The following is a 21,717-nucleotide window of genomic DNA, read 5'->3' as shown; positions in this document are numbered from 1 at the left end:
AGTAGTCCACGGAAGCGACGAGAATGCCCTTGACCAGCGGTTTCCCGGCGATCAGGGGCGGGTGCGGATCCCGTGGGCCGTCAGGGATCCGTCGGGGACTTGTGGGCCGTGCGGTACATCGCGTCGACAGCCTTCCGCGTACGCGTCTCACTGCTCGGCATGAGATGGGTGTAGGTGCGGAGCGTGAACCCGGCGTCGGCATGGCCGAGGTAGGCGCTCAGGGCCTTGATGCTCTCCCCTGCGTCGATTAGGACCGAGGCGTCTACGGCTTCGCGACCCGGCGCCTGCCCCTGCTCCTGGCCGACGCACTCATCGCCGCCCAGTCCTATCAGGGCCGAGAGCGAGAGCGGGCACACGAGCTGACGGCCATGACGTACCAGGGCGCGGCCATGGTGCTCACCAAGCTCGGTGAGACCGACCTGGCATGGATCGCAGCCAACCGCGGCTTGGCAGCAGCACAGCAGTCCGGCAACCCGGTCGTCACCGGTTCTATCTTCCGATCCGTCGCGCACTGCCTGCTGTCCAACGGCCGGTTCGACGCAGCCGTCCAGCTGGTCGGAGACGCGGGCGAATACCTCAGGCCTGGACTCCAGGAGCCGACTCCCGAGTTCCTGTCCATCTACGGAACCCTGTTCCTGGCCGGGTCCATGGCCTCAGCCCGTGCGGACGACCGGACCACCACGCGGACCCTCCTGGACGAGGCGAAACGGGCAGCCGACCGACTCGGCACCGACGCCAACCACGTCTGGACCGCCTTCGGGCCGACGAACGTCGCCATTCATCGAGTGGCCACGGCGGCTGAGCTGGGCGACATGCAGGTCGCGGTCGACCTCGGCCCGCAGATCGACACGACAGGACTGCCGACGGAACGCCGTACGCGACACAACCTCGAAGTAGCCCGAGCCCTCAGCGCCTACAACCGGATGGACGACGCGCTGGCCAAGGTCCTCGAAGCAGAGAGCTGGGCACCGGAGCAGGCGCGGAGCCACTACCTGGTACGGGAACTGGTGCTCACCTGGGTGCAAGGGCGGCGCGGCCGGCCGAGCCGGAACCTGGCGGACCTGGCCGACAGGCTGCGCGTGGTCTGACCTGGGTACCCTCGGCTGCATGGCGCCGAATGCACACGAAGCGAAGATGGCGCACCCGCGTATGGCAGCGGGTGCGCTCTTCTTTGATGCCGTCGGACGAGTCCTCATGGTCGAGCCCTCCTACAAGGACTACTGGGAGATCCCCGGCGGGTACGTCGAGACCGGCGAGTCCCCGCTGCACGCCGCCATCCGTGAGGTCCAGGAGGAGCTGGGGATCACACCTCCCATCGGGCGCCTACTCGCGGTCGACTGGGCCCCCAACGAGGCCGAGGGCGACAAGGTGCTGTACCTGTTCGACGGCGGCCAGCTCACCCAGGACCACCTGGAAGCGATCACCTTGCAGCCGGAGGAGCTGAAGAGCTTCGCGTTTGTCCCTCCGAAGCAGATCACCGAGCGTACGATCCCGCGCCTGGCCCGACGCATCCTCGCAGCCGCAGAGGCCCGCAACGAAGCTGCACCGGTCTACCTTGAACACGGACAGAAGCCTGGCAGCGAGGCGGCATGACGACGCCCCGGACCATGAGCCGAGAGGAAGCCATCCTGCTCGTGCAGCGACTCATGGACGCCGACTACGCCGACGAGGCGGAAGCCGACCAGCTCATCGCAGCAGTGAAACGCGGTCTCGGCTGCCCACACATCAGTGACTACATCTTCTGGGACCTCGATCCGCAGCTGACGGCTGAGAAGGTCGTGGACCGAGCACTGGCCCACGAGCCGTTCGCTCTGTGATCATAGTGCGGTAAGACTTTCCCTACTTCATCAAGGCCCGCGCACGGCGCGGGCGCGCGCCGCCTGTACGGCGGGGCCGCCGCCCTGTCTTCGCCAGCGGCGGCCCCGCCCGGCGGCGCGCCGGCGGCAGCGGGCATGCAGGGGAAGACACCCTCTGTGGCTGGGGCGGTCGGCTCCACGGCTTTAGGCAGCCAATTTGGCGCGAGCCTCGAAGATCATGGCCCAAGATCGGGCACTAACGGGCAGGCTCACAAACCTGCCCGATCCGCTGGCTAGCGTAATGGGCCATGATCACTCGCGCCAAATCAGCTCCAGCCCAAAGGCGTTCCACCGACCTTTTGGCGCAGGGAGTCGTCCGAGCTATGAGAAATGCGTGGTCATGTGACTCAAGAAGTCATCTGCCGCCATCTCTTGAGTGGAGCTGCCGACCCTTACGAAGAAGCGACCATCATAGCTGATTGGCTTCCCAACCGACTTCGGCCTCATCTCCCATAGCAGCAAGCCGTCACAGTAGACGGGCTTGAAGGTGTGAGCCAAGCTATTAGCGAACTCCGGCGCGAGTTTGGAGGTTTGAATCTTGCTCTGCCATTTACGCCACCACTTATCAACATCATACCCGAGGTGGCTGATCTGCTCTGCGGTGCCAACAACAAGTTGGCCCTGAATAAGAAGAGCCTTGACACCGAAGAGCTGTTCAAGCCGAGCTGCCGCAGACGGCTTGTCTGCTACACCTATCAGAATCAGCCCCTCAGCAGCCTTCCCCTGGTTAGCCATTCCAACGGCTGTTTGGATCACTTGCTCGAACAGCTCGGCATCTTCCGCCGGCGGATCAGAGAGAGTGCAGAATCCCTGCTTCAGCTCGATGAGAGGTTCTTCAGCGATTGGCCCCTGAAGAAGGGAATCGATGTACATACGCGAATTCAGTTGGATGGTAGCGCGTCGCGGCTCCGGCTTATAGAAAGCCCTCTTCAGTTTTTTCTTAACGTCCGGATAGAGGGCCTGCTTTTTCTCCTTACCCCAGGCACTGCCTCCCGTGGGAATGGAAAGGCCTCGACCCCAGAAGTTGTCCAGGACAGTACGCACAGCGTCGTGGGACTTCGGGACCATGCCATCGTCGAACGTCAGGGAATACAGAGCCGCGAAAACAGCTTGGAACTGCCGCTGCGTTCCTTTGTCGTAAGTCTCGAGCTTCACCATGTGCCGACCGAGTGAGCCATGCCCTTGCATGACATCGTCGATCAGGCCGACGACGGAGAGGATCCTCTGGTGCAGTTCCTCTACGCCTACAGCGTCAACTGCTCGGTTCACCTCTTCGGACGAGGCACTGCGGATCTTCCTATGAACCCCGTAGGCCATGTCACGGTTCTGCCAACCGCTGGTTGGCCAGGGGCGAATCACGGCATCAAGGACCAGATCCAACACCATTTCTTCATCACCAGAAGACCTGATGTCGTCTTGCGCGACAATGTCATGGCGGACCCAGAACATGTCTTCCATGGCGAGACCATACTGAAGTCCTCGACGAGAGATGCTCAACTGATCCATATCGTTCAGAGCAACGGTTTCAGAGAACGTCCCGTCCCCCCGGATTGAGGCACTAGCCCGCCTAACCACATCAGCGAGCGACCCCAGAACTCCCGCCTGTCGGATTTCCTGAAGACTCAGGCGCCTACCGCCGCTATTAATGCGACGGAACACTTCGTCGATTGCGGAAGTGGACGCATCCCGGTAAATGGAAACCGGGATCTGATAATTCGCAATAGCGAGCGATTCGGATCGCGAAAGCTTCTCCTCGCCCTGCTCAATGTCGCCGCCGTCAAGGCGTGCTTTCGTGTCGCCGATCGTATCAAGGTCGAAGTATTTGCCATCGTAGGCAAATTTATTCTCCATGAAGGAGAAAAATGCGTCCAGACGCTGCAGACCGTCGATGATCTCGTACGTTTCTACGCCGGACTTTTTGCGCTGTGCCAGCAGGATCAAAGGGATGGGTAGCTCGTTGACCACAGAGTCGATGAGCTTCACTTTCTCTTCGACGCTCCATACCAGCTTGCGCTGATAGCGCCGGTTGACGGAAAGCCTCTTATTGAAGTAGAGATTGTAAAGGGTTTGAAGGCTCTGCCCCTGCACGGAAAGCTCAGAACTCTGCACGGGCTAACCCTAGGTTCATCACAATGTCTTTGCAACGGACTTGACAAAAGTGGGCGATCCGTCCGCACCCCTGCGCCGTTGGGCCTTCAGGTGGCCGCTGGCTAGTCCTGTTGGTGAGGCAGACCGGTGATCAGTAGGCCGACATAGCGGCTTCGCCCGTCGCACCTGTCGGCAGTGACGGCAGCGCTGACGGCAGCCATGGCGGACGGCAGCAGCGCTTGGCGACCCGGCGCGGCGGCGCTGGTCGATCGGACCAGCGCACCACGGCGTGCCCGAATCTTCTAAGCGCCGGCACTGGCGCCACGAGCACCGCTCTAAAGGCTGGGCCGTCTCTGGGCCGTCCGGCAGTAACCAACATCGACAAGCGATGACGGGGAGCGGAGACATCAGCACAGGTCAGCTCAACGCCCCACCGCATCCGTCGACTTGAGCACCCACTGAAACCAGTTCTAGTTATAGTGGGCCATGGCCGTGGGGCGGAGGGGCGGAGGTCCATGGTGGTGGCGTTCGATCACGGCGGGGGTGTGCGGGCCGTTCAGGTGCCCATCCCGGACAACCCCCTCGGGTACACGCTGGTGTACGTGGTGGACACCGACCGGGGTCCCGTACTGATCGACACCGGGTGGGACGACCCCGGGTCCTGGGAGGCGCTGGCGGCGGGGTTGGCGGCCTGCGGCACGGGGGTCGGGGAGGTGTACGGCGTCGTCATCACTCACCATCACCCGGATCACCACGGTCTGTCGGCGCGGGTGCGTGAGGCCTCCGGCGCCTGGGTGGCGCTGCACGCGGCGGACGCGGCGATCGTGCGGCGGACGCGGGAGACCCGGCCGGAGCGGTGGTTCTCGTACATGGCGGCCAAGCTGACGGCGGCCGGGGCGCCGGAGGAGCACGTGGCGCCGCTGCGGACGCCCCGCGCGCGGACCCTGCCCGGCCTCTCCCCGGCCCTGCCCGACCGGGAGATCGTGCCCGGCGAACTCCTCGACCTGCCCGGCCGCCGGCTGCGTGCGATCTGGACCCCCGGGCACACGCCGGGCCATGTCTGCCTGCACCTGGAGGAGGAGCACCCGGCCCGACTCGCGGGCCACGGGCGCCTGTTCAGCGGCGACCACCTGCTGCCCGGGATCACCCCGCACATCGGCCTGTACGAGGACCCCGACGACGCGACGGTCACCGATCCCCTGGGGGACTACCTGGACTCCCTTGAGCGGATCGGCCGGCTCACCCCCGCCGAGGTCCTCCCGGCCCACCAGCACCCCTTCACCGACGCCCCGGGCCGCGTCCGCGTCCTGCTCGACCACCACGAGAGCCGTCTGGCCGGCCTCCTCGCCCTCCTCGCCGAGCCCCTCACCCCGTGGCAGCTCGCCGAGCGCATGGAGTGGAACCGCCCCTGGAACGACATCCCCTACGGCTCCCGCAACATCGCCGTTTCGGAGGCGGAGTCCCACCTGCGCCGCCTGGTGGAACTGGGCCGGGCGGAACCGGTACCGGGCAGCGACCCGGTGACGTACGCGGCCGTGTAGCCCGTACGCCTCAGCCGGCCCCCACCCACCCCGCTCGCCTCACCCCAATCCCGCCGACTCCCGCTCGGCCTCCGTCAGCGGCGGCCCCGCCAGTGGACCCTTGCGCGGGCCGAAGCAGACGTTCCACAGCATGTCCGGGGCGAACAGGCGGGCCGCCGGGGTGCGCAGGCTCATCACGTCCAGCAGGCCGCGCAGGGCGCGCGGGTTCTCGGAGCCGGCGGCCACGGCCTTGTCGACGTAGGCGGTGACGAGGCGTTCGACGAAGGTCGGCGGCTGGGGCGCGGCCCCGGGGTAGTAGGCGTCCTGGCCGACCGCGAGGTTCCACGCGTTGCCGACCGGCCGGGCCACCGCGCGCTGGACGCGGCGGGCGGTGCCGGGGGCGGTGGGGCCGTACCGGTCGAGGGTCCGGCCGAGGGCGAGGGCACTCTGCGCGGCGACGGACAGGCCGTGGCCGTAGACCGGGTTGTAGCCGGCGACGGCGTCGCCGAGGACCGCGAAGCCCTCCGGCCAGGCCGCGGCCTTCTCGTAGAAGCGGCGGCGGTTGGCCGTGCTGCGGGTGATCACCGGGTCGGTCAGCGGCTTGGCCTGGGCGAGGAGCCGGCCGATCACCGGGTCCTTCAGGCCGGTGAGCGCGAAGTGCTCGAACGCGTCGGGGTCGGCGGAGGGTTCGCCGCCCCGGGTGCCGGAGAGCGTGACCAGCCAGCGGTCGCCCTCGATCGGTACGACGACCCCGCCCCGGCCGGGCGCGTCGCGCGGGTCGGCCTGCACGTTCACCACCGGGTAGCGCAGGGTCGCCGTGGCGCCGGGGGCCGCGTAGACCCGGCTGGCGTAGGTGACGCCCGCGTCGACCACCCGCTCCTCGACCGGGGCGTGGCCCAGTGCCTGCAGCCAGGTGTCCGCGTGGGAGCCGCGCCCGCCGGCGTCGATCACCAAGTCGGCGTGCAGCGTCTCACCGGCGGCCACGCGGACGCCGGTCACCCGGTGCCGGTCGCCGGCCAGGCCCGCCACCCGGGTCCCGTCGCGCAGGGTGATCCGGCGCCGGGCGAGGACGTCGGCGCGGATCACCGCGTCCAGCAGGTCCCGGCTGCACACGATCATGTGGTGGCGGGAGTCGGTGAACCGCCTGAACCACTGCCCGGACGGCGCCTTGCTGACCAGGTCGCGCATCACGCCGATGAGCCCGGCGCCCTGCGCGGTCAGTTCCCCGGTGATGCCCGGCAGCAGCTGCTCCAGCGCGGCCACCCCGCCGGACCAGAGCAGATGCGCGTGCCGCGCCTGGGGCAGACCCTTGCGCGGCTCGGGGCCCGCCGGCAGCCGGTCGGCCTCCACGATCGTCACCTCGTGGAAGCGGCTGGCGAGCACGGACGCGGCGAGCATGCCGGCCGTGCTGCCGCCGATGACGAGCGCGGTACGGCGGGCGGTGGGTATGTCAGGCATGTGAGGTGAGACCTTCCGTGGCGACCGCCTGCCGGCGGAACCTTTCTACGGCCGCCGCGTGGAGGCGCAAGGCGTGGGCGACGGACTCCAGTTCGCTGTCCGGGACGGAGACGGAGCCGGGGTGGCCGTCCGGCAGCGGACGGTCGCGGTCCTCGGGCGCGTGCAGCGCGTCGGCCGCGACGAGGATGTCCACCGCGGCCGCGATGCCCCGGGCGGCGGATTCCGGGTAGCCCACCGCTTCCGCCGCCTGCCGCGTCCGCTCCCGCCGGTGCGCGCTCAGGTGCGGGGCCAGCTTGAGGAGGCCGTCGTTGATGGCGGCCCGGCGCAGCTCCAGGCGGAGGGCGGCACCGCTGACCCGGCCGGTCGCGGGCGCCGCCGGCGCGGTGACGGTCAGCATGGTCTGCCACAGCGGCTTCAGGCGCCGGTGCGTGCGCACCAGCCGCCGGTGCTCGGCCGCCCACGGCCCGGCCTGCCCGGCGAGGAAGCCGACGGCCACCAGGACCGCCTCGGCGATGGCGAACGGCGGGGCGACGTACGTGGACAGCCAGTCCCAGTCCCGGCCGCTCCACCGGGCGCCGATCGCGGCGAGCTTGGCCAGGTCGAAGATGAGCCCGAGGGCGTAGGCCTCCTGGAGGAAGATCACCGCCCGGCGCAGCCAGGTGTCCTCGATCTCCCGGAACCAGGCCCACAGCATGCCCGCCGCGACCAGCGCGGACACCAGGTGGGCGACGAGGTAGAGCAGGACGAACTCGCGCATCCAGGGCGTGCCGGCGTAGTAGGTGTCGAGGTCGCGGGTGCGCTCCACGCGGTGGTCGCCGAGCAGGAACGTCGTCCACAGGCCGACGATGATGACGGTGTACGCCATCCAGACCAGCCGGGTGCGGCGGCGGCGCACGGCGGACGGCGGCTCCCGCCAGGTGATGATGAGCCACAGGCAGGCACCGCAGTACGCGGTCAGCAGCGAATAGACCCACAGGCCTGCGAAGTTGGGGATGCCGGAGAGTACGTTGATGCGGTGCAGGTTGGCCGGCGGCAGCGAGGCGAAGACGATCGCGCCGATGCCGAGCAGCAGCGCGGTGGCCCGCAGGATCGGGTCCTGCCAGGCGCGCCGCAGCAGCGGCAGCTTGATCACGAAGGCCACGGCGAGCAGGGCGGCCGGGACGGCGTAGGCGGCGAAGGAGCCGGCGAGGTCCCAGCGCATCACGGCCCGCCGATGTTGCCCAGGGAGGACGACAGCCGGTCGGTGAGGGTGTCCTGCGTCATCCGGCCGGCCGCGCCCGGCCCGACGACCTTGGAGAACTTCGCCGCCAGGCGCAGCCCGCACTCCTCGGCCTCCCACTCGGCCTCGGCCGCCGCCGCGGCGGGCGAGCGGGTGGCCATGGCCGCCACCCGGTCCCAGGGGACGTCGTCCTCGGCGCGGGACAGCAGCCGGCGGGCGGCGGCGGGCAGTCCGGCCGGGTAGTGCACGTCCAGCGTGCCGTAGTGGATGTGGCCGATCTCGTGCCCGGCGATGACGAACTTGTGCGGGTCCGGGGCGCGTTCCTCGACCACGACGATGTAGTCCTCGTCCCGTGCCAGGGTGATCCCGGAGACGTCGAGGCCCGGCGGGAAGGCGACGAACTTGAGCCGGACCGGGCGGTCCAGCTGGGGACTGAGCGTGGCGCACAGCGCGTGCAGGAAGGCCTCCGGCCCGGTCGGCGGGGTGAGGCCGCGGACGGTGTCGCGTACGAGCCGGTCGAGGAAGCGCCTCGGGGACCTCGGGTGCTTGGAGGGGGCCGCCGGCCGAGGACGCCTGGCCGGCTTCGGGGCCCCGGCGGTCGGTTCAGGCACGCCCGGTGCCCTCCGCCCGCTCGGAGGCAATGATCATCTCGGCCAGGTCGGCGAGGGTGGCGAGCTGCCGGGCGTTCATCTGCGGGGCCCGGGCGGCCAGTCGTACCAGCCCGCTCTCGCGCAGCCGCAACAGCGGGTCCGCCTCGGCCTCCAGGGCCTGCAGCACCGGTTGCAGCGCCTCGTGCAGCGCCTCCGGCTCGTCCGCCGTGAAGAAGCCCGCGGGCAGGCCGAAGAAGCGGCGCAGCCGGTCGGCGTGTTCCAGGCTCGGCATCCCGCTCTTGCGCCACTCGCTCAGCCACTGCCGGCTGGTTCCGGCGATCCGGGCCAGCTCGTCCAGCGAGTACCGCTTGCCGTCCGGGCGGCGCCGGCTCTCACGGATGAAGTCCAGCCGCTGGCGCACGCGTTGGGCCAGGCAGGCCTCGGGGGCCCGGCCGCCGGAGAGCAGTTCGACGACGACGCCCACGGGGATGCCGGTGCGGTAGGAGAGGCCGGCCACGTCGAGGGCCTCCGGCAGTCGTCCGGGGCGGCCGGTCAACTCGCCGAGCCGGTCCAGGACATCGGCCAGCGAGGCGTAGGCGTCACTCACCGAGGTCCCCCCTGGGCGTGTCATCCGTTCGGTGGCTGGGCTGACGCGAGGCTACCCGTTCGCCCGTTCGGCGACCAGACGTGACAACGCTCCCTGCCTAATAACGCAGCTATCGTTGACAGTTAGGGGCGCCGTGGGTGAGGATCACTGCACGGAGAGCAAGATCCGACCCGCCCCGGGTGCCGCCTATGGGGGAGCGGCACCCGGGGTGTTTCTTGTCCGCCCTCTCCTCGAGGAAGGTCCAGGCACCATGGCGCAGCCCGTCGTGCTCCTCGGGGCCGGCCGCCGGGAGACGTGCGACGAGTTCCCGCTGGCCCGGATCGCCGCGCTCCGCCCGGTCGTCCTGGTCGACCCGGACCCGCCCGCCTGGGCGCGCCCGTACCTCTCGGCGCACCTCGCGGCCGACCCGGCCCGGGAGACCCAGGCGGCGGAGGCGGTCCTGGCCCACACGGCCGGGCATCCGGTCGCCGGCGTCCTGACCTGGTCCACCGAGCACCTGGCCGCCGCCGCGCGGATCACCGGCCGGCTGGGCTTACCGGGCCTGCCGTACGAGACGGCCGCGGCCTGCGCCGACCCGGTGGCGTTACAGGCCCTGCTCCTGCGGCACCGGCTGCCGACGGCCGGCCCCGGTGACCCGGAGCAGACGCCCGACCCGCTGGTGTCCGCCGAGACGGTGGTCCTGGACGACGAGGTCCGCATCGTCGCCCTCACCCGTACGACCCCGGGCCCGCCGCCCGCCCGTGTCGCGCTGCGGCACTGCGTCCACGCCCACGACGGCCTCCTGCACAACCGTTTCCTGCGCCAGTGCGTCGAGCGGACCGTCCGCGCCCTGGGCCTGGCCCACACGGTCGCGCACGTCACCCTCCGGCTGACGGCCCGCGGCCCCCGCGTCCTCGACGTCGCCCCGCACCTCCCCGGCGACCTGATCCCGCTGCTCGTGGAACGCGCCACCGGTGTCGACCTGGCCGCCGCCGCGGCCGCCCTCGCCACCGGCCGGCACCCCGAACTGACCCCCACCCGCCAGCGTGCCGCCGCCGTCCAGTTCGCCTACCCGACCGTGACCGGCCGCCTGACCCACCTCCGCCTGGACCCCGCCGCCGACCACGACCCGGCCGCCGACCGCATGCTCCTCACCCACCGCCCAGGCGCCCCGGTGACGGCGGCCCCGCACGCGAACACCGGCGACCGCCTGGCCCACTGGGTGGTCACGGCCGACAACCCCACGGACTGCGAAACGGCCCTGCGCCGCCTGGCCCGCCACCTGACGGCAACGGTCCTGCCGACGACCGACGTGTACGCGGCCTAGGCCCCGTCCACCGCCCCCCGGCCCGTGACCCCAATCACCGCCCCCCTGTGCCCACAGCCACCCCTCGGCCTCCGCGGGGCGGCCGGTAAAGTGGCGGGGTCGTCATCACACCCGTACGGGGGGAAGCCGGTGTAATTCCGGCGCTGACCCGCAACCGTGTGCCGCCGGAAGGGGCGGTGAGCCGGACTGCCCCGGGCGGGACGTTGACCGGCTCGCGTGCGCCGGCGGTCCGCCGCGCACGGCACCGTCGAGGTCTACGGAGCCGAGCCGCCCGGGGTGTCTCCCGTGCGCTGCCCGGCTCCCCACAGGAGAGGCAGTCGCCGACCATGAACGTCCGCCGCAGTGCCGCGGCTCTCGCCGCCGTAGGCGTGCTGGCCGCCGCCGCGCCCGCCACGGCCGCCGACCCGTCCCCGTCCGCGCCGCCGAAGGCGACGGTCCCGCACGGCCTGTACGGCAAGAGCGACCCGACGTACGACGGCGTGTGGCGGCAGTCGCTCACGCTGCTCGCCCAGCGCACCCTCGGCTACCGGCCCGCCCCCGCGGCCGTGGACTGGCTCGGCGGGCAGCAGTGCGCGAACGGCTCCTTCGCCGCCTTCCGCGCCGACACCGCCAAGCCCTGCGACGGCAAGACCAAGTCCGACACCAACAGCACGGCCGCCGCCGTCCAGGCCCTGGCCGCGACCGGCGGACACGGCGGTGCCGTCGGCAAGGCCGTGAACTGGCTGAAGTCCGTGCAGAACAAGGACGGCGGCTGGGGTTACTACCCGGGCGGCTCCAGCGACGCCAACTCCACCTCCGTCGTCATCGGCGCGCTCACCGCGGCCGGCACCGACCCGGCGAGCGTCCACACGTCCGGCAAGTCGCCGTACGACGCGCTGCCCGCCTGGTCCATCCCCTGCGACCAGGACGGCGGCGGCGCCCTCGCCTACCAGCCGGACAAGAAGGGCAAGCTGCTCGCCAACGCGGACGCGACGGCGGCCGGCGTGCTGGGCGCGCTCGGCAAGGGGTTCGCGGCGGAGGCCGGCAAGTCCCCGGCGCAGGACGCCTGCGCGGAGGCCGACCACCCCACCCGCGAGCAGGTCGCCGACAACGCCGGCGCGTACCTGGCGACGACCCTCGCGAAGACCGGGCACCTCCGGTCGACCCTGCCCGGCGCCAAGGACCAGCCGGACTACGGCAACACCGCGGACGCCGTCGTCGCGCTCGCCGCGGACGGCCGGACCGAGCCGGCGAAGAAGGCGTACGCCTGGCTGGAGAAGAACGCCGGCCCGTGGGCGGTGCAGAGCGGCCCGGCCGCGTACGCCCAGCTCATCCTCGCCGCCCACGCGATCGGCGAGCAGCCGGGCGACTTCAACGGCACCAGCCTGGTCAGCTCCCTCAACGCGCTCGGCCCGGCCCCGTACATGGACTCCGCCACGGGGCACTCGGAGAGCACGGAGAAGTCCGACGACTCGAACACCGGTGTCTGGTGGATCGTCGGCGTCGGGCTCGTCGCCGGCATCGGTATCGGCTTCCTGCTGAGCGGCCGGAAGAAGCGCCGGCCGTGACCGTCGTCCGCCGTGCCGTGCCGGTGCTCGCCGCCGGGCTCGCCGCGCTGCTACTCCTCGCCTCCGCCGGGCCGGCCGGGGCCGCCGGCTACCGCTACTGGTCCTTCTGGGAGCGCGCCGGCGGGCACTGGACGTACGCCACCCAGGGGCCGGCGACCGTCCGCCCCGACGACGGCGCGGTGCAGGGCTTCCGGTTCGCGGTGAGCGCGGACTCGGCGGACGCGAGCCGGCCGCGCGGTACGGCGGACTTCACCTCCATCTGCGCCGGTACGCCCGCCGCTTCCGGTACGAAGCGTGTCGCCCTCGTCCTCGACTTCGGCACCCGCGCGGACGCGCCGTCCGGTGAGACGCCGCCCGGTCGCCGTACGGCCTGTGCGCGGGTGCCGGAGGACGCGACCAGCGCCGACGCGCTGGCCGCCGTCGCCAAGCCGCTCCGGTACGACACCAACGCCCTGCTGTGCGCGATCGCCGGGTATCCGGAGGCGGGGTGCGGTGAGCAGGTCTCCGCCGAGAGCAAGCGGAGCGGAAGCGGAACCGACGGCGGTCCCTCGCTGGGGCTGCCGATCGGTGTGGGGGTGGTCGCCCTGCTGGCGGGGGCGGCGGTGTGGCAGGCACGGCGGCGGCGCGATGAGTCCCGGTGAGTGCGATCCGGCTCCCACCCGGCGCCGAGCGGCTGTGCACCCCGGCGCCTGGTGGGTCTGGGCGATATGCCTCGGGACCGCTGCCACCCGGACCACGAACCCCCTCCTCCTCGGGCTCCTCATAGCGGCCTCCGCGTACGTCGTGGCCACGCACCGCTCCCCCACTCCCTGGGCCCGCTCCTACACCGCCTTCGTCAAGGTCGCTCTCGCCGTCCTCCTCGTCCGCGTGCTGTTCGCGGTGGCGCTCGGCTCCCCGATCCCGGGCACGCACACCCTGCTCACGCTGCCCGAGGTCCCGCTGCCGCACTGGGCGCAGGGCATCCGGCTGGGCGGCCGGGTCACCGCGGAGGCGGTCGTCTTCGCCGCCTACGACGGGCTGAAGCTCGCCGCGCTGCTCGTCTGCGTCGGCGCGGCGAACGCCCTCGCCAGTCCGACCCGGCTGCTCAAGTCCCTGCCGGGCGCGCTGTACGAGACGGGCGTGGCCGTGGTCGTCGCCCTCACCTTCGCGCCGCACCTGATCGCCGACGTGCAGCGGCTGCGCGCCGCCCGCCGGCTGCGCGGCCGGCCGGACCGGGGCCTGCGCGGGCTGCTGCAGGTCGGACTCCCGGTCCTGGAGGGCGCGCTGGAGCGCTCGGTCGCGCTCGCCGCCGCGATGGAGTCCCGCGGCTACGGCCGTACCGCCGAGGTCCCCGCCCGGGTCCGCCGTACGACGGCCGCGCTCACCCTCGGCGGCCTGCTGGGCGTGTGCGCGGGAACGTACGGGCTGCTGACGGCGGAAGGAGGCGCGTACGGGCTTCCCCTGCTGCTCGCCGGAGTCGTCGCCGCGCTCGCGGGGCTGCGGCTGGGCGGCCGGCGTTCGCTGCGGACGCGGTACCGCCCGGACCCGTGGGGGCCGCGCGCCTGGCTGGTCACGGGCTCCGGTGCCGCGGTGGCCGCGCTGCTCACGCTCGCCTCCGTCCGCGATCCGCAGGCCCTGCACCCGGGGGTCGTCCCGCTCGTCGCGCCCGCCCTCCCGCTCTGGCCCGCCGCGGCCGTCCTGCTCGCCCTGCTGCCCGCCTTCGTCCCCCAGGAGCATCCGTGATCCGCTTCGAGGATGTCAGCGTGACCTACGAGGGTGCCGCCGGACCCACCGTCGCCGGGGTCGGCTTCGAGGTGCCCGAGGGTGAACTGGTGCTGCTCGCCGGTCCGTCCGGGGTCGGCAAGTCGACCGTGCTGGGCGCGGTCAGCGGGCTGGTCCCGCACTTCACCGGCGGCACCCTGCGCGGCCGGGTGACGGTGGCCGGCCGGGACACCCGTACCCATCAGCCGAGACAACTGGCCGACGTGGTCGGCACGGTGGGCCAGGATCCGCTGGCGCACTTCGTGACGGACACCGTGGAGGACGAACTCGCCTACGGCATGGAGTCGTTGGGCCTCGCCCCGGAGGTGATGCGGCGCCGGGTGGAGGAGACCCTGGACCTGCTGGGCCTCGCCGGACTGCGGGACCGCCCGATCGCCACCCTGTCCGGCGGGCAGCGGCAGCGGGTCGCGATCGGCTCCGTCCTCACCCCGCACCCGCAGGTACTGGTCCTGGACGAGCCGACCTCGGCGCTGGACCCGGCCGCCGCCGAGGAGGTGCTGGCCGTGCTGCAACGGCTGGTGCACGACCTGGGAACGACGGTCCTGATGGCCGAGCACCGCCTGGAGCGGGTGGTCCAGTACGCCGACCGCGTGGTCCTCCTCCCGGCCCCGGGCGCGGCCCCGGTCGTGGGCCCCCCGGCCGAGGTCATGGCCGTCTCCCCGGTCTACCCCCCGGTGGTCGCCCTGGGCCGCCTGGCCGGCTGGTCCCCCCTGCCCCTCACCATCCGCAACGCCCGCCGCCAGGCCACAGCCCTCCGGGACCGCCTGGCTCGCGCAACCACGGACCCGGGCAGCACCCTGCCGGCGCCGGCGAGCGAGCCCACCCCCGCCCGGCAGCGGCAAGGCGCGCCTGACACCCCCCGCCGCTCCCTCTTCCGCCGCCGCCCCGCCCCCGCCGACGTACCCCCGCGGACGCACACCGCCGAGGTCCACGCCCTCTCCGTCCGCCGTGACCGCGTCCAGGCCCTCCGCCACGTGGACCTGACAGTGGCCCCCGGCGAAACCATCGCCCTCATGGGCCGCAACGGCGCCGGCAAGTCCACCCTCCTCGGCTCGCTCGTCGGCCTCCTGGCGCCCACCTCCGGAGACGTCACCGTCGGCGGAGTCACCCCCCACCGCACCGCGCCCAGGGACCTGGTACGCCACGTCGGTCTCGTCCCGCAGGACCCGCGCGACCTGCTGTACGCGGACACGGTCGCCGCCGAGTGCGCGGCGGCCGACCGGGACGCCGGTGCCGAGCCCGGTACCTGCCGGTCGCTGGTGTCCGGCCTGCTGCCGGGCGTCGCGGACGGCACGCATCCGAGGGACCTGTCGGAGGGCCAGTGCCTGGCGCTCGCGCTGGCCGTGGTCCTGACCGCGCGCCCTCCGCTGCTCCTGCTGGACGAGCCGACCCGCGGCCTGGACTATGCGGCCAAGGCCCGCCTGGTCGCCGTACTGCGCGGGCTGGCGGCCCAGGGACACGCGATCGTGCTGGCCACGCACGACGTGGAGCTGGCCGCCGAGCTGGCCCACCGGGTGGTGCTGCTCGCCGAGGGCGAGGTGATCGCGGACGGCCCGACGGCGGAGATCGTGGTGTCGTCCCCGTCGTTCGCGCCGCAGGTGACGAAGATCCTGGCCCCGCAGCGGTGGCTGACGGTGACCGAGGTCCGGGAGGCGCTGGCATGAGCCGCACCACGCCGACGACACCCAGCACACCGACCGCACGTGTCCACGCCGTCCGCCTCGGCCCCCGCTCGCTGGCCGCGCTCGCGCTGACCAGCGCCGTAGGGGTGGCCGCCCTGTTCTGGCCCTTCCTGGCCCCGCCCGCCTCGCACCTGAGCGCCCACGCCCAGGACGCGCCGTGGCTCTTCGCGGGCCTGCTGATCCTGCTGGTGGCGGTGGTGGCGGCGACGATCTCGGAGTCGGATCTCGGGCCGAAGGCCGTGGCCATGCTGGGCGTGCTGGCCGCGACGGGGGCGGCGCTGCGGCCGATCGGCGCGGGTACGGCGGGGATCGAGCCGATGTTCTTCCTGATGGTGCTGAGCGGGCGGGTACTCGGCCCCGGCTTCGGGTTCGCACTGGGCTCGGTGACGATGTTCGCGTCGGCGCTGCTCACCGGCGGGGTCGGGCCGTGGCTGCCGTTCCAGATGCTGTCGATGGGCTGGTTCACCATGGGCGCGGGCCTGCTGCCGGGCCCGGTGCGGCTGCGCGGCCGTATCGAGCTGCTGATGCTCGCCGGGTACGGCTTCCTGGCGGCCTTCGCCTACGGCACGGTGATGAACCTGGCCGGCTGGACCTTCCTGGACAGCGCCGCCTCGAACATCTCCTTCACCGCCGGTGCCCCGGTCGCCGTGAACCTGGCCCACTTCGTGGCGTACTGCGTGGCCACCTCGCTGGGCTGGGACCTGGGCCGGGCGGTCTGCACGGTGGTGCTGACCCTCGCGCTCGGCCCGGCGGTGCTGCGGGCGCTGCGCCGGGCGACACGGCGGGCCGCTTTCGAGACCACGGTCACATTCGACGGTCCCGTGGGGTGAGGACTCGCTTCCGCCACGTGAGCGAGACGGTGAAGCACCCCACATGACGCACGTCACCTACGACCCGGGGCCGTAGTCCCATTTGTCCGATACATCCGTTCGTGCACCCCTCCTGACCTGCGGATTGCGAGCCACGTCACAGAGTGGACGTTTCCCGGCCATCCGGCCACAACTAGTAAAAGGGGTCATTGCGGGCGGCTTCCGGGCCTGCTTCTCTGGACGACGTCGCCAGGCACCACGAGCCCACCCGGGCCGCGGCTCCGACGCATACGGCCACAGCGTGTGGTCCTTCCATGCGGGCGATCCACTGTCCCCGACGCAAGAGGTTCTCCGTGTCCGTCTCCTTCATCCGCCGCATCGCTTCCCCGAAGAAGGCCCTCACCACCGCCGCCGTGGCCGCCGCCACCGCCGGCCTGGCTCTGACCGCGGCGCCCGCCCAGGCCGCCACCTCCTCCGCCTCCTCCGCCCAGGCGATCGCGCACCGGATGATCCCGGACGCCGCGCAGTTCAACGCCTTCAGCAAGATCGTCGAGCACGAGAGTGGCTGGAACCCCAGCGCCACCAACAGCTCGTCCGGCGCCTACGGCCTGGTCCAGGCCCTGCCGGCTGCGAAGATGGCCTCCGCGGGCGCCGACTGGAAGACCAACCCGGCCACGCAGATCAAGTGGGGTCTGGACTACATGAACTCCCGCTACGGCAGCCCGGTCAAGGCCTGGAACTTCTGGCAGGCCAACGGCTGGTACTGAGCCGCCATTCCCCGGCAGCACCCCGGCTGACCCAGCACCCGCACCCTCGCCTCCGCTCGGCGAGGGTGCGCGCGCATGTCCGGGCACGCGCCCCGACCGCTGTTCCCTACCGTGTCCCCGTGACGGAACCTCGGAGGACTGCGGAGGAACGATGACTACGCCGACGCCGCCGGTGGAGCGGGACCCGGAGACGCGTGGGCTGCGACTGGTGGCCGTACTCCTGATACTCACCGTCGTCAGCGGCCTGATCGACGCCGTCAGTTATCTGGGCCTGGGCCGGGTCTTCACGGCCAACATGACCGGCAATGTGGTCGTGCTCGGCTTCGCCGCGGCCGGCGCCCCCGGCTTCTCCGTCCCGTACACGGCCACGTCCCTGGTCTGCTTCCTGCTCGGCGCGGTGACGGGCGGCCGGACGGCGGCCCGCTTCGGCCGGGGATCCCGCCGCCGCTGGGCCCGGCTGACCCTGGCGGCCGAGGCGGTGCTGGTCGGCGGGTCGGCGGTGGTCGCCTTCGCCTGGCCGGGCGCCACCGGCACCCGGTACGCCCTGATCGCCCTCACCGCCTTCGCCATGGGCCTGCGCAACGCGACGGTCCGCAAACTGGGCGTGCCCGACCTGACCACCACGGTCCTGACGATGACGCTGACCGCCCTCGCCTCCGAGTCCCGTCTCGGCGACGCCACGGGCCACCGCTCCCCGCGCCGCTCGGCCTCGGTCCTCGCCATGGCCGCCGGCGCCTGCCTGGGCGCCTGGCTGGTCCTCCACCACGGCCTGGGCACCCCGCTCCTGCTCGCGGCACTGGCGTCGGGGGTCATGGCGGTACTCGCGTCGGGCCGGGAGTGAGGCCGCACACCCGTCCGGCCGGCCCCCTCAGCCGTGGCTGACCCGCAGCTCCTTCACGCCGTTGATCCACGCCGAGCGCAGGCGGCGTGGGGGGTCGGTCAGGTGGAGGTCGGGCATGGTGTCGGCCACGGCGTTGAAGATGAGGTCGATCTCCAGGACCGCGAGGGACTTGCCGAGGCAGTAGTGGGGACCGCCTCCGCCGAAGCCCAGGTGGGGGTTGGGATCGCGGGTGATGTCGAAGGTGTCGGGGTCGGTGAAGACCTCGGGGTCGTGGTTGGCGGAGGCGTAGAAGAGACCGACCCGGTCGCCCTTCCTGACGAGGACCCCGCCCAGCTCCGTGTCCTGGACCGCCGTGCGCTGGAAGGAGTTGACCGGGGTCGCCCAGCGGACGATCTCCTCGGCCGTGGTCGACGGGCGGTCGCGGCGGAAGAGCTCCCACTGGTCGGGGTGGGTGAGGAACGCGTGCATGCCGTGGGTGATGGCGTTGCGGGTCGTCTCGTTGCCGGCCACCGCGAGCATCAGCACGAAGAAGCCGAACTCGTCGGAGTTCAGGTTGCCCTCGTCCTCCGCCGCCACCAGGGTCGTCACGATGTCGCGCGCCGGACAGCGTTTGCGCTCGGCGGCCATGTTCATGGCGTAGGCGATGATCTCGGCGGCCGACTGGCGGCCGACCTCCTCGGTGATCGCGTACTCGGGGTCGTCGTAGGCGATCATCTTGTTGGACCAGTCGAAGATCTTGGACCGGTCGTCCTGCGGAACCCCGATCAGCTCCGCGATCGCCTGGAGCGGCAGTTCGCACGCGACCTCGGTGACGAAGTCGAAGGGCCCGGAGCGGGCGCGGGCGGCGGCGGCGATCGCCTCGGCGCGGGCCCGCAGCCGCTCCTCCAGCGCGCGGATGGAGCGTGGCGTGAACCCGCGCTGCACTATCTGCCGGACCCGCGTATGTTCCGGTGGATCCATGTTGAGCAGGATCAGCCGCTGCGCGTCGATCGCGTCGCGTTGGATGTGCTCGTTGAAGCGGATGATCGCGGTGTTGAGGGAGGAGGAGAACAGTTCCGGGTGCGTCGAGACGTACTTGACGTCGGCGTGCCTGGTCACGGCCCAGTAGCCGGCGTCGGCGAAGCCCGCGATGCCGTGCGGCTGCGGGATCCAGCGCACCGGCTCGGTACGGCGCAGCTCGGCGAACTCCGGGAGGGGCACACGGTGGTGCAGCAGATCGGGGTCGGTGAGGTCGAACCCGTCGGGCAGCGCTGGACAGGGCATCGGCGACTCCAGCCATCTGACGGTCCATCAGCGGGTGCCGTGAAGGTAGTAACGGGTTCTACAAGTAGCAAGAGGCACGGCACCCCCAATCGGGGCGGAACGCGCGCAGATCGCACCCTCGGCACCTGCAAGACCCTTGCGGTGATGGACGTCACGTCAGCAGACTGCTGAGCAGAACTAGAACGCGTACTAGTTCTGGAGGAGAGCCCTCTCGGAGAGGACCCGCACCCATGGCCGCGGAACCCGTGATCGTCGAAGCCGTCCGCACCCCGATCGGCAAGCGCGGCGGCGCGCTCGCCAACCTGCACCCCGCCTACCTCCTGGGCGAGACCTACCGTGAACTCCTCGGCCGCACCGGCATCCCCGCCGACGCCGTCGAGCAGATCGTCGGCGGCACGGTGACGCACGCCGGCGAGCAGTCCATGAACCCCGCGCGCACGGCCTGGCTGACCATGGGACTGCCGTACGAGACCGCGGCCACGACGGTCGACTGCCAGTGCGGGTCCTCGCAGCAGGCCTCGCACATGGTGGCCAACATGGTCGCGGTCGGCGTGATCGACGTCGGCATCAGCTGCGGTGTCGAGGCGATGTCCCGGGTCCCGCTGGGCTCGGGCTCCAAGCACGGCCCCGGAAAGCCGTTCCCCGACGAGTGGAACGTCGACCTCCCCAACCAGTTCGAGGCGGCCGAGCGGATCGCGCGCCACCGTGGCCTGACGCGGGAGGACGTCGACGCGCTTGGGCTTCTGTCGCAGGAGCGGGCGGCGCACGCCTGGGCGGAGGAACGTTTCAAGCGGGAGACCTTCGCCGTGCAGGTGCCCACGACGGAGGAGGAGCAGTACGCCGGACAGGGCATGTGGCGCCTCGTGGACAAGGACGAGGGCCTGCGGGACACGTCCCTGGAGGCGCTGGCGGGCCTGAAGCCCGTGATGCCGACGGCGGTCCATACGGCGGGCAACTCGTCGCAGATTTCCGACGGTGCGGCGGCGATCATGTGGGCGTCCAAGCGGATGGCTCGCGCCCTGAAGCTGAAGCCGAGGGCGAGGATCGTCGCCCAGGCGCTGGTGGGCGCCGACCCCCACTTCCACCTGGACGGCCCGATCGACGCCACGCGCGCGGTACTGGGCAAGGCGGGCATGTCCCTGAAGGACATCGACCTCGTGGAGATCAACGAGGCGTTCGCGTCCGTGGTCCTGAGCTGGGCCCAGGTCTTCGAGCAGGACCTGGAGAAGGTCAACGTCAACGGCGGTGCGATTGCCCTGGGCCATCCGGTGGGGGCCACGGGGGCGCGGCTCATCATCACCGCCCTGCACGAACTGGAGCGCAGAGACAAGGAGTTCGCGCTCATCACGATGTGCGCGGGCGGCGGCCTGGCCACCGGGACGATCATTCAGCGGCTGTAGCCGACGTCCAGGCGACGAAGCGGGTGAACGCGGCGGGGTCGACGGTGAGGATCGGCCCCGCCGGGGTCTTGGAGTCGCGGATGGCGAGGGTGGCGGTGGGGGTTTCGGCGACTTCTACGCACTGGCCGCCTTGGTCGCCGCTGTAGCTGGACTTACGCCACTGAATCGCCCTGTTCTGCATAGCGTTCCTCCATCACTCGCCGGATCAGCTCCGCCGAGTCCTTGAGTGAGAGTGCGGCGGCCCGGAGATGATCGTAACGGAGCGAACAGTCCTTGACCGTGTCCGGATTCGCAGTTGGATGCCCGCTGCCGTACCCCTCGGTGTAAACGATGCTCGGGTCTGCGGTGAAGCGATAGACGTCGAACGGGCCTTGCAAACCCGCGTGCGCCCCGGCCGAGAACGGCAGGATCTGAACGTTGATCAGAGGGTTCCCCTCGAAGGTCAACAGGTGCGCCAGTTGCTCTCGCATGGTCTCCGGGCCGCCCACCTCCTGGTACAGCGCCGCCTCGCTCAACACTGCCCAGAAGATCGGTGGATCCTTCTTCTCGAAGACACGCTGGCGAGCCAACCGCGCGGCGGTGCGGTCATCGAGTTTGTTCTGGTGCAGCGCGCCAAGCACCGCACGGGCGTACCTCTCAGTCTGGAGGAGACCCAGCACCAAGTGCTCTTGGAAGGAGGAAATCGCAGTGGCCCGTGCCTCCAGCTCGGCAACTTCCTGGAACCACGCCGGAAGTTGACTACGAAGCACCAGCTGAACGAGCCGCGAAAGCAACCCCCCGGTCCCCAGCGCCGCATCCACCCGCTCGCTGAATTCCAGCGTGGGCACCTTCCTGGCCGTTTCGATCTGGCCGATCAGCGACCCGGTGTAGTTGACGATCTCGCCGAGCTGCCGCTGCGTCAGGCCGGCGGCCTCCCGGCACCGGCGCAACTCGAAGCCGTAGTAGTCGAGCGGCGAGGCGCCGGGGTCGAGGGTGTTGATGTTCACCACGGCAAGTCCCCTCT

Annotated in this window: 21 protein-coding genes, 1 pseudogene and 1 riboswitch; of the genes and pseudogenes, 13 read left to right on the top strand and 9 right to left on the bottom strand. The window is 71.2% G+C overall.

Annotation, left to right across the window (positions count from 1 at the left end):
- Positions 1 to 80 precede the first annotated feature (80 nt).
- Positions 81 to 260: pseudogene (locus ACIP4Y_RS03710) on the bottom strand (site-specific integrase); the annotation flags it as partial.
- 108 nt (positions 261 to 368) lie between these two features.
- Here ACIP4Y_RS03710 and ACIP4Y_RS03705 point away from each other — a divergent pair.
- From ACIP4Y_RS03705 to ACIP4Y_RS03695, 3 genes are read left to right on the top strand one after another with little or no spacing between them, the layout of a single operon-like run.
- Positions 369 to 1,088, top strand: a complete 720-nt coding sequence (locus tag ACIP4Y_RS03705) for a hypothetical protein (RefSeq protein WP_401387259.1) — start codon at positions 369 to 371, stop codon at positions 1,086 to 1,088.
- Positions 1,089 to 1,107: 19 nt separating this feature from the next.
- Positions 1,108 to 1,593, top strand: coding sequence for an NUDIX domain-containing protein (locus ACIP4Y_RS03700; protein WP_401387256.1), 486 nt, complete (start codon positions 1,108 to 1,110; stop codon positions 1,591 to 1,593).
- 14 nt (positions 1,594 to 1,607) lie between these two features.
- A complete protein-coding gene (locus ACIP4Y_RS03695) occupies positions 1,608 to 1,817 on the top strand; it encodes an e9imm peptide (protein ID WP_401387253.1) in 210 nt (69 codons plus the stop codon).
- Between the two features lie 360 nt (positions 1,818 to 2,177).
- Here the strand turns inward: ACIP4Y_RS03695 and ACIP4Y_RS03690 are convergent, their stop codons facing one another.
- Entirely contained in the window at positions 2,178 to 3,965 is a 1,788-nt protein-coding gene (locus ACIP4Y_RS03690) for a DUF262 domain-containing protein (protein ID WP_401387250.1), read from the bottom strand.
- A 494-nt stretch (positions 3,966 to 4,459) separates the two neighbouring features.
- Here ACIP4Y_RS03690 and ACIP4Y_RS03685 point away from each other — a divergent pair, with 494 nt between their 5' ends.
- Complete coding sequence (locus ACIP4Y_RS03685) at positions 4,460 to 5,485, top strand: MBL fold metallo-hydrolase (protein WP_401387248.1); 1,026 nt, start codon at positions 4,460 to 4,462, stop codon at positions 5,483 to 5,485.
- 39 nt (positions 5,486 to 5,524) lie between these two features.
- Here the strand turns inward: ACIP4Y_RS03685 and ACIP4Y_RS03680 are convergent, their stop codons facing one another.
- The 4 genes from ACIP4Y_RS03680 to ACIP4Y_RS03665 are packed head-to-tail and all read right to left on the bottom strand — an operon-like array spanning position 5,525 to position 9,338.
- Complete coding sequence (locus ACIP4Y_RS03680) at positions 5,525 to 6,922, bottom strand: FAD-dependent oxidoreductase (RefSeq protein WP_401387245.1); 1,398 nt, start codon at positions 6,920 to 6,922, stop codon at positions 5,525 to 5,527.
- Entirely contained in the window at positions 6,915 to 8,123 is a 1,209-nt protein-coding gene (locus tag ACIP4Y_RS03675; protein WP_401388658.1) for an MAB_1171c family putative transporter, read from the bottom strand. The genes ACIP4Y_RS03680 and ACIP4Y_RS03675 overlap by 8 nt, the downstream gene beginning before the upstream one ends.
- A complete protein-coding gene (locus ACIP4Y_RS03670; RefSeq protein ID WP_358640859.1) occupies positions 8,123 to 8,752 on the bottom strand; it encodes a hypothetical protein in 630 nt (209 codons plus the stop codon). Before ACIP4Y_RS03670 ends, ACIP4Y_RS03675 begins: the two co-directional genes overlap by 1 nt.
- Complete coding sequence (locus tag ACIP4Y_RS03665) at positions 8,745 to 9,338, bottom strand: helix-turn-helix transcriptional regulator (RefSeq protein ID WP_030341168.1); 594 nt, start codon at positions 9,336 to 9,338, stop codon at positions 8,745 to 8,747. Before ACIP4Y_RS03665 ends, ACIP4Y_RS03670 begins: the two co-directional genes overlap by 8 nt.
- A 250-nt stretch (positions 9,339 to 9,588) precedes the next feature.
- Here ACIP4Y_RS03665 and ACIP4Y_RS03660 point away from each other — a divergent pair, with 250 nt between their 5' ends.
- The 8 genes from ACIP4Y_RS03660 (at position 9,589) to ACIP4Y_RS03625 (ending at position 18,051) form a co-directional block, all read left to right on the top strand.
- Positions 9,589 to 10,644 (top strand): hypothetical protein, encoded by a 1,056-nt coding sequence (locus ACIP4Y_RS03660; RefSeq protein ID WP_401387240.1) that lies wholly within the window; start codon positions 9,589 to 9,591, stop codon positions 10,642 to 10,644.
- Positions 10,645 to 10,723: 79 nt separating this feature from the next.
- Positions 10,724 to 10,853, top strand: a riboswitch (cobalamin riboswitch).
- A gap of 117 nt (positions 10,854 to 10,970) precedes the next feature.
- The gene (locus ACIP4Y_RS03655; RefSeq protein ID WP_401387237.1) at positions 10,971 to 12,191 is read left to right on the top strand and encodes a prenyltransferase/squalene oxidase repeat-containing protein; all 1,221 of its coding nucleotides are present in this window, start codon (positions 10,971 to 10,973) and stop codon (positions 12,189 to 12,191) included.
- Complete coding sequence (locus ACIP4Y_RS03650) at positions 12,188 to 12,832, top strand: SCO2322 family protein (protein WP_401387234.1); 645 nt, start codon at positions 12,188 to 12,190, stop codon at positions 12,830 to 12,832. The genes ACIP4Y_RS03655 and ACIP4Y_RS03650 overlap by 4 nt, the downstream gene beginning before the upstream one ends.
- Positions 12,819 to 13,913, top strand: coding sequence for an energy-coupling factor transporter transmembrane component T (locus ACIP4Y_RS03645; RefSeq protein WP_358635181.1), 1,095 nt, complete (start codon positions 12,819 to 12,821; stop codon positions 13,911 to 13,913). The genes ACIP4Y_RS03650 and ACIP4Y_RS03645 overlap by 14 nt, the downstream gene beginning before the upstream one ends.
- A complete protein-coding gene (locus tag ACIP4Y_RS03640; protein ID WP_401387230.1) occupies positions 13,910 to 15,616 on the top strand; it encodes an ABC transporter ATP-binding protein in 1,707 nt (568 codons plus the stop codon). The genes ACIP4Y_RS03645 and ACIP4Y_RS03640 overlap by 4 nt, the downstream gene beginning before the upstream one ends.
- Complete coding sequence (locus ACIP4Y_RS03635) at positions 15,613 to 16,464, top strand: ECF transporter S component (protein ID WP_401387227.1); 852 nt, start codon at positions 15,613 to 15,615, stop codon at positions 16,462 to 16,464. The genes ACIP4Y_RS03640 and ACIP4Y_RS03635 overlap by 4 nt, the downstream gene beginning before the upstream one ends.
- 332 nt (positions 16,465 to 16,796) lie before the next feature.
- A complete protein-coding gene (locus ACIP4Y_RS03630; RefSeq protein ID WP_358635187.1) occupies positions 16,797 to 17,210 on the top strand; it encodes a lytic transglycosylase domain-containing protein in 414 nt (137 codons plus the stop codon).
- 151 nt (positions 17,211 to 17,361) lie between these two features.
- A complete protein-coding gene (locus ACIP4Y_RS03625) occupies positions 17,362 to 18,051 on the top strand; it encodes a YoaK family protein (protein ID WP_401387224.1) in 690 nt (229 codons plus the stop codon).
- A gap of 27 nt (positions 18,052 to 18,078) precedes the next feature.
- Here ACIP4Y_RS03625 and ACIP4Y_RS03620 read toward each other — a convergent pair whose 3' ends face one another.
- Entirely contained in the window at positions 18,079 to 19,314 is a 1,236-nt protein-coding gene (locus ACIP4Y_RS03620; RefSeq protein WP_401387221.1) for a cytochrome P450, read from the bottom strand.
- Between the two features lie 230 nt (positions 19,315 to 19,544).
- Between ACIP4Y_RS03620 and ACIP4Y_RS03615 the strand changes: the two genes are divergently transcribed.
- Positions 19,545 to 20,714 (top strand): steroid 3-ketoacyl-CoA thiolase, encoded by a 1,170-nt coding sequence (locus ACIP4Y_RS03615; RefSeq protein WP_401387218.1) that lies wholly within the window; start codon positions 19,545 to 19,547, stop codon positions 20,712 to 20,714.
- On the opposite strand, the gene ACIP4Y_RS03610 is transcribed toward ACIP4Y_RS03615, so the two are convergent.
- Complete coding sequence (locus ACIP4Y_RS03610) at positions 20,698 to 20,895, bottom strand: DUF397 domain-containing protein (protein ID WP_358635195.1); 198 nt, start codon at positions 20,893 to 20,895, stop codon at positions 20,698 to 20,700. The two genes, ACIP4Y_RS03615 and ACIP4Y_RS03610, sit on opposite strands and share 17 nt — an antisense overlap.
- Positions 20,867 to 21,703 carry a helix-turn-helix domain-containing protein gene (locus ACIP4Y_RS03605; RefSeq protein ID WP_401387214.1) on the bottom strand — a complete coding sequence of 279 codons (837 nt, stop codon included), beginning with the start codon at positions 21,701 to 21,703 and terminating at the stop codon, positions 20,867 to 20,869. The genes ACIP4Y_RS03610 and ACIP4Y_RS03605 overlap by 29 nt, the downstream gene beginning before the upstream one ends.
- Positions 21,704 to 21,717: the final 14 nt, after the last annotated feature.

It is taken from the genome of Streptomyces sp. NPDC088810 (assembly GCF_044750305.1).
Taxonomy (GTDB): Bacteria; Actinomycetota; Actinomycetes; order Streptomycetales; family Streptomycetaceae; genus Streptomyces.
This window is presented reverse-complemented; position numbering and strand designations above follow the sequence as displayed.